Source organism: Candidatus Hakubella thermalkaliphila (assembly GCF_013281975.1).
In the GTDB taxonomy this organism is placed as follows: Bacteria; Actinomycetota; Humimicrobiia; order Hakubellales; family Hakubellaceae; genus Hakubella; species Hakubella thermalkaliphila.
The window spans coordinates 1-13,701 of sequence record NZ_BLRZ01000010.1 but is presented as its reverse complement, the minus strand read 5'-3'; the positions used below and the strand labels follow the sequence as shown (position 1 = coordinate 13,701).

Genomic DNA, 13,701 nt, shown 5'->3' with positions numbered 1-13,701 from the left:
GTGACTTTATTTTACTGCAAATTCATGTTGTTAACGAGTCAAGATCTGCTGGCAGAGAGAAGAGCCCTCGTCACATCCGTAAAAATGTACTCGAAAAGGGATTCGAAGCCTTGTCCAGGAAGAAAGGGTAAAGTATAATGCAATTATGGCATAACTGCAAAAACCAGATTTGAGTCGATTTGCCGCCAGATTTAGATTCGGAGGATGGGCCAAATGCGGAAATTGAGCCCTTTTTGCAGGAACGCCAATTATAGTTACTCCAGTTTAAAAGAGAAACGGGCGAGTGGCGGAATTGGTAGACGCGCTGGGTTCAGGGTCCAGTGCCCGCAAGGGCTTGCGGGTTCAAATCCCGCCTCGCCCACCAAGGATAAGATTCTAATCACTCACTAAGGATAAGGTGTTTTGACACTCCCCAGCACTAAAGTGCGGGGATTCTGAAGATATCTTGAGCAACACCGGGGTTCAAAAGAAACCCGGAGGCAGGTGCCATAGCTGCGACTACAGGGATTGCTCCCTGATACTTTTTAATCTGGAGAATCCTTAAGTTCACCAGATATACCCACAATGTTTTACATGGCGCAGGATTGTGGCCACAACCTCATACATTGCCAAAGTGCCATAAGCATAATAGCACATTAAGAACAAGAAAGTAAGAGGCCATTCATCCCCAGCATTAAAATGCGGGGCTTTCTGGCAGAAGTTTAGGTAACCCACCAAAGACGAGGTCTTAAGCATGGCGGTAACCCGAAGGAGGAGAAGAAGGAGCAAGGTTCCCTTTCCCACTATTGTTATAATCTTTGTTCTGTTGATCTTGTTACTTCTCTACTTAATTGGTACCTTTGACCCTCGTAAGGAGCCGGCGGCGGAGGCAGAGAAGACCTCCGAGCTAGCTGATTATGCCAGGGAAGTATCCACTTTGGTAAAAAGGTCCAACACGGTGGCGGCGGAATTTCGGGAAGTCTGGGACCAGGCTACCTCTCTTTCCAGGATTGAACTGGAGGAGAAGCTAAATAAGGCCATTGAAGAAAGCAATAAGATTGCAGAGGAAGCCTCTGGCCATGAAGCCCCCCCCCCCAAATGCTGAAGGCTCAGACCTACCTTCAGTTGACCTTCGATCTGCGGGCCGAAGCTATCGATGATTACCGGAAAGCGTTGTTTAATGCCCTGGAAGATATAAATGTGGATGTAGCCAGCTCTCAGATGTCCAGGGCTCTTTTGGATCTCCATCTTAGCGATAGAGCTTACCGGTATTTTACGGAGGAGTTTAGGTTGGTGGTTTCAGCCAGTGAGGAGCCGGCTCCAACTATCCCTAACTCATCTTTTTTAGGTGAGGCAAAAATGTACCAACCGGATCAAGTGCAGTCCTATATAGCCAACCTGAAGCGCGAGCCCGATCTGGAGATAATTCGCGGTGTGGCTCTTCTTCCAGGCTCAGTTCAGTTTTCTCCGGGTATAAAGACCAGGGAGGGGGGTTATCACATTCTTTTAAACAGCCCGACTCTGGCAGTAACCGTGGCGGTACAAAATCAGGGAAATCAGGTGGAGAACAACGTTCCGGTAACGGCAACCCTAAAGGTAGAGGATGACCCTACTCCCAGGAAGAAGACAACCAGCATCGAGGTGATTCAACCTGGAGAGACTAAAACAGTCACCATATCAGGAATTCCAACCACCCCGGGGGTCAAAAGTCTTTTGACTATTATGGCGGGCCCTGTAGTAGGAGAGAAATTTTTGGATAACAATAAACTGGAAGATAAGATCATAGTGGAAGCGCCAGCTCCGGCAGAAGGATGAACCAGGTCACACTAATAGGATTTATGTCCTGGTTTAGAGTAAAACTTAACCTACGGCCTTTTGTCTTACTTATTTTAGATGGGCGAAGTGACCCTCCAATTGTGAGACAATTACCCTAAAAGACACTCCTTCATCTCTCTGCCTCCCTTGGAAATAACCCAATTTTCATGCGACGTGGTGCGCCGCGGCGCATGGGCGATTCCTATGTGTTATTCTCTACATGTTTGGGGTAGTATAGGATGGCAAATGGAAAGGTGAAAATAGAACCGAGGTAGATATGAAAATAGGTTACCTGGGCCCTCCGGGCACTTTCACCGAAGAGGCCCTTCTACGAACATACGCTTTTCTCCAGGATGAGGCAGTGCCTTATGCCAGCATACCAGAGGTGATAGAGGCAGTGGACCGGGGAGAGGTAGAGAGAGGCATCGTGGCCATCGAGAACTCCATTGAGGGCTCGGTGAACGTGACTCTGGACGTTTTGGCTTTCGATAGCGAGGCCAAGGTAATAGAGGAAGTCATATATCCCATCCGACATAATCTCCTGGCCCGGTCCGGTCTTGCTCTTGTCGATATTGACACTGTCATATCTCAGCCCCACGCTACTGCCCAGTGCCGCAAGTATCTGGCTGCCCATCTTTCTGGAGCCAAGATAATTGCTGCTAACAGCACAGCCGAGGCAGCTCAGATAGTCTGTGCCCACCCAGGGAATGTGGCGGCCATAGGTACCAGGATTGCTGCTGAGATCTATGGTCTGGAGATATTGGCCGAGAATATTGAGGACTTCCAGGATAATCAGACCCGTTTTGCCATCCTGGGTAAGGAAGTGCCCCCTCGGACCGGCTTCGACAAGACCTCCATCATCTGTTTTATTTACCAGGATCGTCCAGGGATGCTTCTGCAAATTCTTCAGGAGTTTGCCTACCGGTATATTAACCTGACCAAAGTAGAGTCGAGGCCGGCCAAAAGATCTCTGGGCGAATATATCTTTTTCATTGATATGGAAGGACATATCCAGGACAAGGTTGTAGACGAAGCCATCAAATGTGTGACCTGCAAGATAGATCGGGTCAAGTTTCTGGGCTCCTATCCTCGCTTCAAGGTGGTTAAATGATAGATCTGAAAATTCTTCAGGAAAATCCGGAGCGGATCAAAGAAGAGGTTGGGAAAAGAGGCCTATCTATCGATGTAAATGAAATAGTAAGCCTGGATTCCAGAAGAAGGTCGCTCCTGGTGGAAATCGAAGGACTACGGGCAGAGAGGAACAAGGTCTCCCAGGAGATTCCAGGGCTCAGTCCTGAGGAAAGACGCCGAAAGATTGAGGACATGCGAGAGATATCTGCTAAATTGAAGGACTTTGAGCCTATTCTGAGGGAGACAGAAGAAAAGCTTAATCTTCTCCTGGCACAGCTTCCCAACTTTAGCCATTCTTCGGTTCCGGTGGGCAAGGATTCTTCGGATAATGTGATCCACCACCTGTGGGGTAAGAAACCAGAGTTTGACTTTGAGCCCAGGACTCACGAAGAGATCGGTGAGCTTTTAGATCTGGTGGATACCGAGAGGGCATCCAGAGTCTCCGGCTCCCGCTTTGGCTACCTCAAGAATGAGGCAGCTCTTCTGGAGTTTACCCTGGTCCGCTATGCCCTGGATCTCCTGATACCAAAAGGGTTTGTGCCCATGGTTCCTCCTGTTCTGGTTAAGGAAGAGGCCATGTTCGGGACCGGTTTTTTCCCGGCCGAGGAGACGGAATACTATGCCACCAGGCTGGATGATCTCCACCTGGTGGGCACAGCGGAGGTTCCCCTGTGTGCTTACCATATGGGTGAGATCCTGGAAAAGGAAGATCTCCCCCTTCGCTATACCGGATTCTCCACCTGCTTTCGGCGGGAAGCTGGCACCTATGGCAAGGATCTGGGAGGTATTTTTAGAGTTCACCAGTTTGATAAGGTGGAGATCTTTATCTTTTCTGAACCGGATAGCTCCTGGGAGGAGTACGAGCTTCTGAGGGAGACCATGGAGGAGATCATGAAGGGTCTCGGCTTCCACTATCGGGTGATGAACATGTGCACTGGCGATATTGGGCTTCCCAATGCCAAGAAGTATGACCTGGAGGTCTGGTTTCCCGGACAGGCCATGTACCGAGAACTGGTCTCCTGCAGCCACGATACCGACTTTCAATCCAGGAGACTGAATATTCGCTATCGGGACAACGGGAAAATCCGTTTTGTGCATACCATGAATAGCACCGCCTGCGCCGTTGGCCGGACTCTCATAGCTATTCTGGAGAATTACCAGCAAGCTGACGGGACGGTCTTGATCCCTGAGATCCTCCAGCCCTATCTGGACGGAGAGAAAACCATCCCCTTCCTGCCTCGCAAGAGGTCCTGAGGCATACGAAACCAGATTTGCCTCTGTATATAGAGACCAAAGCGAGGCACCAAACTGGCTCCTTGTTCATTAATTCAGCGAGTATTGAGAGGGTTATTGGGCGTGTGGTAAACTATCCCTATTCGGGGCCGCATCCTCGAACGATAAAAATGGGGAACGTGCTTCCCAGGCAAAATCCGAGAACAAAGAGCTTGAACTCTCCTGTGGTCAGGAGGGGTGGCAGAGTGGCCTATTGCGGCGGTCTTGAAAACCGTTAAGGGCTTTAATGTCCTTCGGGGGTTCAAATCCCTCCCCCTCCGCCAATGTGCTGAATTGACACCCGAGAGAGATGTTGAGAAAATATGCGATAGAGATAACGTATGTAAAGTATTGACAGGGGAGGAGTAGCCTAGGTTGGCCGAAGGCGATCGCCTGCTAAGCGATTAAGGGGGTAATAACCTCCTTCGAGGGTTCAAATCCCTCCTCCTCCGCCAGAATTTGCGCTCGTAGCTCAGGTGGACAGAGCGGCGGACTACGAATCCGTAGGTCGGAGGTTCGAATCCTCTCGGGCGCACCACATTTCTCCTGGTCAGACGCTATTTTCGTATCTCCATTTTCAATCCTGCTTTACTCAGTGGATTGTTCCCCTTCCCTTTTTCTGAAGATTCAAGAATCCTAAGGTCGCAGAAGTTGCTTAGAACCCTTCTGGATAGTGCATTTGGAGACATAATGGAAAATGGAAATAGAGAATTTACCTATCCTGAAAATAGGTTTTTCATTCTTTCGTGGTGCCGCTGTAGGCGGCATGAGTGACTTGTAAGAAGGGGTGAGACGTGAAATTTAAATGCAATTACATTATGATGTTATTAGTTTTGCATTTTAATTACGCTGGAGTGTAATTGATGGAGCGATTCTTTACAGTCTACTAGTCTTATACCGTAAAATTATAGGACCTAAATGTTAGTAACTCCGAACACAACTACTAACCAGGACGAACACTTCATGCACCTGGCTCTGGCCCAGGCCAGGCTCGCCTTCTCCCGAAAAGAGGTTCCCATAGGTGCGGTCATAGTGAGAGAAGAAGAGGTGATCGCCAGAGCCTTTAACAGAAGGGAAAGCGACCAGGACCCCACTGCTCATGCAGAAATTCTATGTATCAGGAAGGCCGCCCGGAAGCTCAAGAGCTGGCGTCTATCTGGTCTTACTCTTTATGTGACCATAGAGCCCTGCCCCATGTGTGCGGGAGCCATCTATCTGGCTAGAATTGACAGGCTAGTCTACGGAGTCAGAGACGAGAGGGCAGGTAGTGCAGGAACCCTTTACAACATCGTTAATGACCCTCGCCTGAATCATCGAGTCCAGATAACAGCAGGGGTCTGTGAGGGGGAAGCAGCCCAGCTGATGCAGGATTTCTTTGAGAGGTTAAGATATAATTTAAGATATAAAATTAAGCGTAGCAATAGGCCACGCTCATAAATGGCTTTGTTTTACAGGGTGGGATACTGTTACTTTGGAAACAGGTTTCTTTGCTGTTTGTGAGGGTTTTGTAGTCATTTTTGCAATCTTTCAGGGGTAAGGGGTATTGGACGGACGAAAATTCTAGATTTGGAGTAACAAGGCACAGAGAGACTGGAGGAGGCTTAAAAGAGAAGCCGGGTATGGCACGGAGAGATGCCGGAGTGGCCGAACGGGCGGCACTGGAAATGCCGTGTGCTCCTGCCGGGGCACCGTGGGTTCGAATCCCACTCTCTCCGCCAATTCTTCCAAAAGTGAAATTTGGCATTTCATACCGTTGCCAAAATCGAGGCGGGCTCTACCCCCAATCCCACTATTAACCCTACAGCGATACTTAAGAATCTTAGTTCAATATGTAGGGCAATTTCTTTAATTGAGCCAGAACATATTGTAGGTATTCAGGTAAATGACGTTGTAGGGTTAAAACGGTCAAAAAACTGGCGGACGCGCTTGGCGTTTCCCTTGATGATTTAATGAAATAACTATGACTAGTCTCTTCCAATACAAGATGAGCCTGAAGAGGGTATCGCTGAATGATCCTCTCTTTTGCCCCTGCTTTATGGGTATCTATGTGTCTGCCAGGATTATGGGTTACAAAGAAATGGGTTATTTCATCAAGGAACTCTTTTCCCGTTATATAATTACTTTAGTTGAGGAGATTAGGAGAGAAAGAAGGGCGAGACGAGAAGCGGGAGGAACTGATGTATCAAAACACTAGCGTAATGACCTCCGTTTGTCAAGTCGGCTCTTCTACATCGCAATCTGTACTCCCTTCGCTACCTTTATCTTCAGATCCTTTTTCAGTACCATTCCGCACGAACTGCACGAAGCTGCGAGGATTGACGGCTGCAAAGACCTCCGCGCGTACTGGAATATATTTATGCCGATATCAATCCCCGCCGCGGCGGTAGTATTTTTGTTCCAGTTCACTTGGGTGTGGAACGACCTCCTTTTCGGACTCTTATTGACCGCGTCCCCGGAGTCGCGGCCAATAATGGTCGGGTTGGCGCAGTTGCAGGGTTTCAGAGCAGGTGTTGGCACAAACATTCCCGGTCTGATGGGTGGAGCTATTGTGGCCTCTGTGCCGACAGTTGTACTGTTTATCCTATTACGCCGTTACTTTATCCAAGGACTTGCGCTTCAAACGGCAGGTGAGTGACCGTGCCGAAACATCATAGCGAGAATTCGAAAAAGCGCGATCACACAACTCCCCGACGAAGTGTCCTGCCAGCATGGGATCACGAGGAGGCTGACCGTGTTCCGGTTGACTTCGGAGCCATGCGCTCAATAGGGGTACCGGTTGGAGCATACGTGAAACTGCGGCAGGAACTGGGCGTGAGCGATGGGAAGGTCAAGCTCTACTACTTAATGCAGTAGCTTGCCGAACCCGAACCAGCGGTGATGGAAGAACTTCACGCTTATGTCATCCAGCTTTGTCAGCATGAGCCCAATCTTAGGCTAAATGTAAGGGAGTGGAAGGACTAAACAGCGCCTGACGGATACGATCTACTCGTCCCAAAGGGATTTGATCCTGTGCTTCTGGCCGATGGGAGGAGGGCGACAGTCGATGGCAGTAGCGTGATCGCAAAAATGCCTGCGAACGATCACTGGTTTGACATGGAGTGCTATCCGCTCGCGGAAGCGAAGGTTTTTGATCATAGGCGGAAGCTAAGAAGGCTGCGATTGGGCATTAGTATTGGTGTCAGCAATAACTGCTCTTACAAAGCACGAAGGATGAGGGAACAAACAAGCGAGGTGGAGGAGGTTTTGGCAAGAGTTGCTCCCTGGGGGCCAGGGAATGTGATCATCACCAGGAGGCTTGTGCAGGCCCGCTCGAGCAGTCCGACGTTACGGTTTATAGGCTTTGGCTGAGCCTGTCGGCTAAAGTCGCTGGAAAGGAAGGCTTTCTAGGGACTCCTGGGGTCAAAATGTGGCTGGTCCCTTGGTCCGGACAGCCAACGACCACGTGGAGGTAGTACGAAGGTCAAACTGATGTGGATGTCGAAGATGTTGAGGTTAAATTGCTGTGTGCAGCTAAGGGTGCAGAGTGTCGGGCGAAGCGGACGCGTTAGAATCGGAGACGGAAGTCACTAGACGCAATGGGAGGGGCAAAATTTGGACAGTGATTTGTGAGAAATCGCGGCACTCACCCGCGACTTCAAGTCGAGCCACGCCAAAAGGCATCCAATATGCTGCTGTGTGGTAGCTGGGAATAGCATGCCTAGGAGGAAGGAGAGCAACATGAATTCGAGGGAACGTGTTCTTACTGCCCTGAGTTACGAGGAACCAGACATGGTTCCCATCGATTTTGGGGCCATGCGCTCCACTGGGATCATGGCGATGGCCTACAATGGGCTAAAGGCGTATCTAGGCATCAATAGGGGCGAGACCAGAGTGTATGATCTCTTCCAGATGCTGGCCGATCCGGAGCTGGAGATCATCGACAGGATGGAAGGAGATGTAGTACAGCTCCACCGATTGAAGCCAGCCCTGGGCATCAAGATCACCGCCTGGAAGGAGTGGCACTTGCCCGATGGCTCGCTCTGTAAGGTGCCCCAGGATTTCAACCCTATCGAATATGAGCCCGGCTCCTATGAGGTCTGGGATGGCGACCTGTGTGCCCGTATGCCCAGGGGAGCTCTCTATTTCGACATGGTGCATTTCCCCTTGCAGCATGCCCAGAGCGTAGAGGAGGTGCAAAGATACCTGAAAGAGAACCCTCTGGAGCTAATAGGGGAGGAGGAGTTCACCTGGCTACAGGAGAACTCCCTCCGTCTTTATGAGAATACAGACAAAGCCATCCTGGGGGCCTTTGGGGGCAATATTCTGGAAGGGGGTCAGTTCGCCTTCGGCTGGCAAAAGTTCATGACCGACATCCTGGCTAACCGGGAGATGATAGAGTATTTTTTGGACCGGCTGGTGGAGAACTATCTCGAAAATCTAAAACGCTACATCCGGGCAGTGCAGGGGCATGTGCATATCATCCAGATGGGAGATGACCTGGGGACGCAGACTGGCCTCCAGATATCACCCCAGCTCTACCGGCAGGTGATCAAACCCCGCCAAACTCAGCTCTATGAGTATATTCACCGCCACAGCCAGATGTTGGTCTTCCTGCACTCCTGTGGATCCATCTACGAGATCATCCCTGATCTTATTGAGATAGGGGTAAATATCTTAAATCCAGTGCAGACCTCAGCCTACGGAATGGACCCCGTCTGGCTGAAGAGGCAGTTCGGCAAGTATCTTACCTTTTGGGGAGGAGGATGTGATACTCAGTCTGTCCTTCCCCGGGCCAGAGCCGAGGAGATTCGGGAGCATGTGCGGGAGCGCATGCGCATCTTCGCTCCTGGCGGTGGCTTTGTCTTCACCCAGATTCACAACATCCAGGCCAATGTCCCTCCGGAAAACACCCTGGCTCTTTATGAGGCGGCCAAGGAGTTTCGGCGGTACCCCCTACAGCCCTAAACTTCAAGTAGCATGATTCGATATAGTTTTCCTTACCATGACCTTTTGGTATATTAGACTCGGAAGGAAGGGACTGTGTGCGAGATGACCTCTCTCCAACGGGCCATATTGGCCTTAGAGCGAAAGGAACCTGACCGAATACCTCTTTTTGAGCTCCTAATTGATCACCGGGTCACGGATAAGATCCTTCCCGGCTCCAGTTATGAGGACTTTGCGGAATACGTGGGCCTGGATCTGGTACTCACCCATACCCCTTCCCGCATGTATGAACAGAAGGTGATCGATGAAAATAAAAGAATAGTCAGAGATGAGTGGGGCATCCTGAGGCAATATACCGAGCAGGAGATACCCATTCCCCTGGAGGGTCCCATAAAAAGCGAGGAAGATCTGAAGCGCTATGTTCCTCCAGATCCCCAGGCTGAGCGGAGGTTTAGCTCTCTGTACCAGCTTTTAGATCGCTTCAAAGGAAAGAAAGCCGTGGGTATTCACCTCCATGACTCCTTCAATTATCCCTGGTATCTGCGGGGTATGGAAAATCTGCTTATGGATTTGATGCTTAAGAGGCTGTCTAAAAACTCCAATTTCAAAAACTCATCTCCCACTTCGCCCCCAAAAAGGAGCTAATTTCGCATAAAACTTCCCACATTGACCCCAAAATCAGATCTCATGTAGGAGTAATTCCCCACCTTGGGCAAAATGCCCTTAGTTTTTGGACACCCTCTTAATCCCCCTATGGTCAAAGAGCTGGTTCAGATCTCGGTGGAGCACAACGTGGCTCTAGCCGAGAAGGCCATAGATTTAGGAGCTGACTTTGTGGTCCTGGGAGATGACTACGGATCCTCGATGGGTCCTCTCATGTCTCCCGCTCAGTTTGAGGAGTTTTTCCTGCCTGGCCTTCAAGAGGTAGTTAAGGCCATCAAAGACAAGGGCGCCTACTGCATCAAGCACTGCTGTGGGGACATCAATTTACTTCTGGATATGATTGTAGGTACTGGAATTGATGCTCTTCATCCTCTGGATGCTGCGGCCGGCATGGACATAGCCGCGGTAAAGCAAAATTACGGGGACAGGATTTGTGTCATCGGTGGGGTAGACTGTGGAGACCTCCTGAGCTTAGATCCTCCGGAGAGGGTAGTGGAGGAGGTCAAAAAAGTCTTAACCCTACAACGTCATTTACCTGAATACCTACAATATGTTGTGGTTCAATTAAAGAAATTGCCCTACATATTGAACCAAGATTCTTAAGTATCGCTGTAGGGTTAAGCAAGGTCTCCCCCGGAGGAGGGCACATCCTCTCCTCCAGCAATAGCATTCACCATTCAGTAAAGCCAGAAAACTACCTGGCCATGGTAGAGACAGCTAAGAAGTACGGGAAATATCTGATTAGAATCAACTGAAAGTATGTCTTCATCTAGGTCCTGGCCTATGCGCTGGAGAAGATGCTCAAGCATCGCCTGCAGGCAAGAGGCCTACCCCATAGCGTCAGGACGGGCCTGGAGATACTGGATAAAGTTTGAAAAGATCTAGAGAGAGCCGTAAAACTAAGCTCTCTTTTTAACCGAGGTGGTACTGTTTTCGACTGCCACCGCGGCACTCTTTGCGCTTGAGGTCAACACTGCTGGTATGGAATAGATTTCTGGTGTTTTGAAATAATAGGAGGATACAGCCTATGACCGCACATAGACGCCATTTGGTAGAAAAACTGCTGGAGAAGAACAACGGTATCCTTCCCCTGGAGCCAGCCTGGGTGGCCCGGGATTTCTTGCCGCCGGGCTACAGGCTAGGACTCAAAGAAAGTGAGTATGAGGTGGGTGAGCGAGGCTGGATCTCCGAACGTTGGTTAGCCTCCACCACCAAAGCCGACAACCTGGTGGGCCCACCCGATGAAGGCTTAAGCTATCTGAAGACCGAAGGGAAGGATCGCCTAACCCTAAAGGAAGCAGTGGAGGTGGCAGGCGATCTGATCCTGGGAAAAGAATATGCCCAAAGCCACAAAGGCCTGGGGAGGCTGGCCAAGATCTTTGACTTTGGCGACCGCATCCCCTACCACCTTCACCAGATGGCTAAAGATGCGGCCCGGGTGGGTCGCAATCCCAAAGAGGAAGCTTACTATTTTCCCGAAGGCCCAGACTTGGGTCCCCATCCGGAGACCTTCTTTGGAGTTCATCCCTATATTAGAGATCAGAAAAAATACGACATTTTGCTTCCCTACCTGGTGGGGTGGAATAGCGACCTGATTCTTAAGCACTCTAGGGCCTACCTCAATGTAGCCGGAGAAGGTTTCCATCTTCCCGCCGGGGTCCTGCACGCCCCTGGCACTGCTCTAACCATCGAGCTGCAGGAAGACTCAGACGTCTTTGCCCTACTACAAGCTTTAGTAGCGGGGAAAATAATTTCTAAAAAACTGCTGTTTAAAGACGTACGCCAGGAAGATCAGGAAAAATGGGGGGAAAGAATCATCCTGGATCAGATTAATTGGGAGATCAGCGGTGATCCCTTCTTCTACGAAAATCGGCATCTGCCCCCGCTACTGGTGGAGGGAAGCAGGCAAGCTGGAGGTGAGGAGCACTGGATCTACTACAACACCACTAAATTCAGCGGCAAAAAGCTGGCAGTAAAGCCAGCTCAAAAATTTACCAGCCTGGACAGCGGCGTTTACAGCGTCCTGGTCTGGCAGGGCCAGGGGCGCTACGATGGGCAGGAGGTTAAAGCGGGTGAATTTGGATCAGACGAGCTTCTGGTTTGCCATGAAAAAGCAACCAGGCCACTTGTGATTGAAAATACTGGCTCCCAGGAATTGGTATTAATTAAGTTCTTCGGTCCGGATATTAATTTGAACGCACCTACTATCGCAAAATATGAGCCCTAACCAATTATTCGTTATGTGGGAGGAGATAGTGGAGCTGCATCCATAGCCAGAACCACCTGGCTACACTCTCGGCTAAGTATAATTGTAGGGTAGAGGCACATTAGAGAGGCAAAAAATTTCCTAAAAGGCCAGAGACCGAAGATCTCGGAGGGTACCAGAGCAAGAAAGGACACTTAAGAGAGAGGAGGCAAGGATAAAATGTCCGGGGAAAAGGTAGATGTTATCTGTCTAGGCATCCTGGTGGCCGACGTTTTCTGTAGCCCCCTGGATGCGCTCCCCACCGCCGGAGAGCTCAAGCTGGTGGATGAGATTATCCTTCAGGTGGGTGGCTGTGCGGCCAATACGGCTGTTTCCCTATCCAAGTTAGGAACCAGAGTAACGGTGATGGGCAAAGTGGGCAGCGATGCTTTTGGGCAGTTCATCATCGATGACCTGGCCAGCAAGGGCCCGGACACCAAGGGGATCACCAGGTCAACAGAGGTCGGTACCTCCAAGACCATGATCATTCCAGTTATATCCGAGGATAGGCGATTCATCCATACCCTGGGTGCCAATGCTGACCTTAGCTATGATGATATCGACCTGGAGGTGGTGAGTCAGGGCAAGATCCTCTATGTAGGAGGATACCTGGGCCTCCCCCGCTTAGATCAGAAGTCCCTGGTCTCTCTCTTAAAGTATGCTAAGGAAAAGGGCCTGAGCACGGTGCTGGACGTTATTGTCCCCTCCGGTGCCTTCAGCTATGACCTTGGCTTTCATCTGGCAGAAGCACTGGCCCATACCGATGTCTTTCTGCCCAATGATGATGAAGCCAGGCTTCTGACCGGTCAAGGTGAGCCAGAAGAGCAGGCTCAAATATTTCTGGAGCAGGGCTGTGACACGGTAGTTATCACCATGGGGGAGAAGGGTACCCTGCTCAAGACCAAGGATCTGACTCTGCGGGCAGATATTTTCCACCTGCCGGTGGTTGATCCCTCCGGTGCTGGAGATGCCTTTGATGCTGGCTTTATCTCCGGAATGCTCTGGGGCTGGGATCTTAAAAGGACCCTGGAGCTGGCCTCCGCCGTGGGCGCTTCAGCGGTGACCAAGTTAGGCTGTACTACTGGGGTATTTTCAGCGGCACAGGCCAAGGAGTTTCTGAAGAATAACCGGTTGCCCATTACAGAATACCGGTAGCCAATGGTAACACACAGGCAGCTAGTGCGTTTTCGCGTAAATAACTATTGTAGGACCATGGTTCGGTGTCCTTGGTCTTACCGTATTACATAACAGTGATTATCAAAAGGTAGAAGGGCAGACACTGCCATCCAACGTGGCATCTCTTACCTTAACAGTCCGGACCGTGCCTATGTCTGGATGCAGTAGTTTTGCGATATGTTATTTATGAGAAGAGCCACTATTTACCAAGTACGGGCGGAAAGAAGGATAAATGACTCTTGTATCTATGCCAAACTTGTTAGCTGAGGCAGAAAAGGGCGGCTATGCCGTAGGTTACTTTGAGGCCTGGAATCTGCAGTCTCTGGAAGCAGTGATGGATGCGGCGGAGGAGACCAGGTCTCCGGTTATTCTGGGCTTTGGAGGTGGATTTCTGGAAAATCCCCAGCGGGCGGACTCGCCCCGCCTGGGGCTCCATGCACCTGGGAGATCCGGAGGTGGGCATGCTTCCCGCCATAGCCATTGTGGGAGGAGGCCTG

At 50.3% G+C, this 13,701-nt stretch carries 13 protein-coding genes and 5 tRNA genes; all 18 read left to right on the top strand.

Annotated elements, in window-relative coordinates:
* Positions 1 to 277 precede the first annotated feature (277 nt).
* Positions 278 to 364 (top strand) — tRNA-Leu (locus HW443_RS01920).
* 369 nt (positions 365 to 733) lie between these two features.
* Positions 734 to 1,084: a hypothetical protein gene (locus HW443_RS01915; protein WP_176233459.1), complete on the top strand. Its 351-nt coding sequence runs from the start codon at positions 734 to 736 to the stop codon at positions 1,082 to 1,084.
* A complete protein-coding gene (locus HW443_RS01910; protein ID WP_176226720.1) occupies positions 1,078 to 1,794 on the top strand; it encodes a CARDB domain-containing protein in 717 nt (238 codons plus the stop codon). Before HW443_RS01915 ends, HW443_RS01910 begins: the two co-directional genes overlap by 7 nt.
* Before the next feature lie 277 nt (positions 1,795 to 2,071).
* Entirely contained in the window at positions 2,072 to 2,905 is an 834-nt protein-coding gene (gene pheA / locus HW443_RS01905; RefSeq protein ID WP_176237853.1) for a prephenate dehydratase, read from the top strand.
* Entirely contained in the window at positions 2,902 to 4,179 is a 1,278-nt protein-coding gene (gene serS, locus HW443_RS01900; protein WP_258187153.1) for a serine--tRNA ligase, read from the top strand. Before pheA ends, serS begins: the two co-directional genes overlap by 4 nt.
* A 210-nt stretch (positions 4,180 to 4,389) precedes the next feature.
* Positions 4,390 to 4,481 (top strand) — tRNA-Ser (locus tag HW443_RS01895).
* Positions 4,482 to 4,556: 75 nt separating this feature from the next.
* Positions 4,557 to 4,652: transfer RNA gene (locus tag HW443_RS01890), tRNA-Ser, on the top strand.
* 6 nt (positions 4,653 to 4,658) lie between these two features.
* Positions 4,659 to 4,735 (top strand) — tRNA-Arg (locus HW443_RS01885).
* A gap of 380 nt (positions 4,736 to 5,115) precedes the next feature.
* Positions 5,116 to 5,634, top strand: a complete 519-nt coding sequence (tadA, locus tag HW443_RS01880; protein WP_176236369.1) for a tRNA adenosine(34) deaminase TadA — start codon at positions 5,116 to 5,118, stop codon at positions 5,632 to 5,634.
* 189 nt (positions 5,635 to 5,823) lie between these two features.
* Positions 5,824 to 5,915: transfer RNA gene (locus tag HW443_RS01875), tRNA-Ser, on the top strand.
* A 344-nt stretch (positions 5,916 to 6,259) separates the two neighbouring features.
* Positions 6,260 to 6,391, top strand: a complete 132-nt coding sequence (locus tag HW443_RS13255) for a hypothetical protein (RefSeq protein ID WP_258190440.1) — start codon at positions 6,260 to 6,262, stop codon at positions 6,389 to 6,391.
* Positions 6,392 to 6,406: 15 nt separating this feature from the next.
* Positions 6,407 to 6,832: a carbohydrate ABC transporter permease gene (locus tag HW443_RS13785; RefSeq protein WP_176236093.1), complete on the top strand. Its 426-nt coding sequence runs from the start codon at positions 6,407 to 6,409 to the stop codon at positions 6,830 to 6,832.
* A 1,082-nt stretch (positions 6,833 to 7,914) separates the two neighbouring features.
* Entirely contained in the window at positions 7,915 to 9,141 is a 1,227-nt protein-coding gene (locus HW443_RS01865; protein ID WP_176230814.1) for a uroporphyrinogen decarboxylase family protein, read from the top strand.
* Between the two features lie 84 nt (positions 9,142 to 9,225).
* Positions 9,226 to 9,765 (top strand): uroporphyrinogen decarboxylase/cobalamine-independent methonine synthase family protein, encoded by a 540-nt coding sequence (locus tag HW443_RS01860; protein ID WP_176230815.1) that lies wholly within the window; start codon positions 9,226 to 9,228, stop codon positions 9,763 to 9,765.
* A 72-nt stretch (positions 9,766 to 9,837) separates the two neighbouring features.
* Positions 9,838 to 10,386 carry a uroporphyrinogen decarboxylase family protein gene (locus HW443_RS01855; RefSeq protein ID WP_219857185.1) on the top strand — a complete coding sequence of 183 codons (549 nt, stop codon included), beginning with the start codon at positions 9,838 to 9,840 and terminating at the stop codon, positions 10,384 to 10,386.
* 424 nt (positions 10,387 to 10,810) lie between these two features.
* Positions 10,811 to 12,010, top strand: coding sequence for a cupin domain-containing protein (locus tag HW443_RS01850; RefSeq protein ID WP_176230817.1), 1,200 nt, complete (start codon positions 10,811 to 10,813; stop codon positions 12,008 to 12,010).
* A gap of 198 nt (positions 12,011 to 12,208) precedes the next feature.
* A complete protein-coding gene (locus HW443_RS01845) occupies positions 12,209 to 13,183 on the top strand; it encodes a carbohydrate kinase family protein (protein WP_176230818.1) in 975 nt (324 codons plus the stop codon).
* Positions 13,184 to 13,451: 268 nt separating this feature from the next.
* Positions 13,452 to 13,701 (top strand): class II fructose-bisphosphate aldolase (locus tag HW443_RS01840; RefSeq protein ID WP_219857218.1); only part of this gene is annotated, 250 nt, incomplete at its 3' end.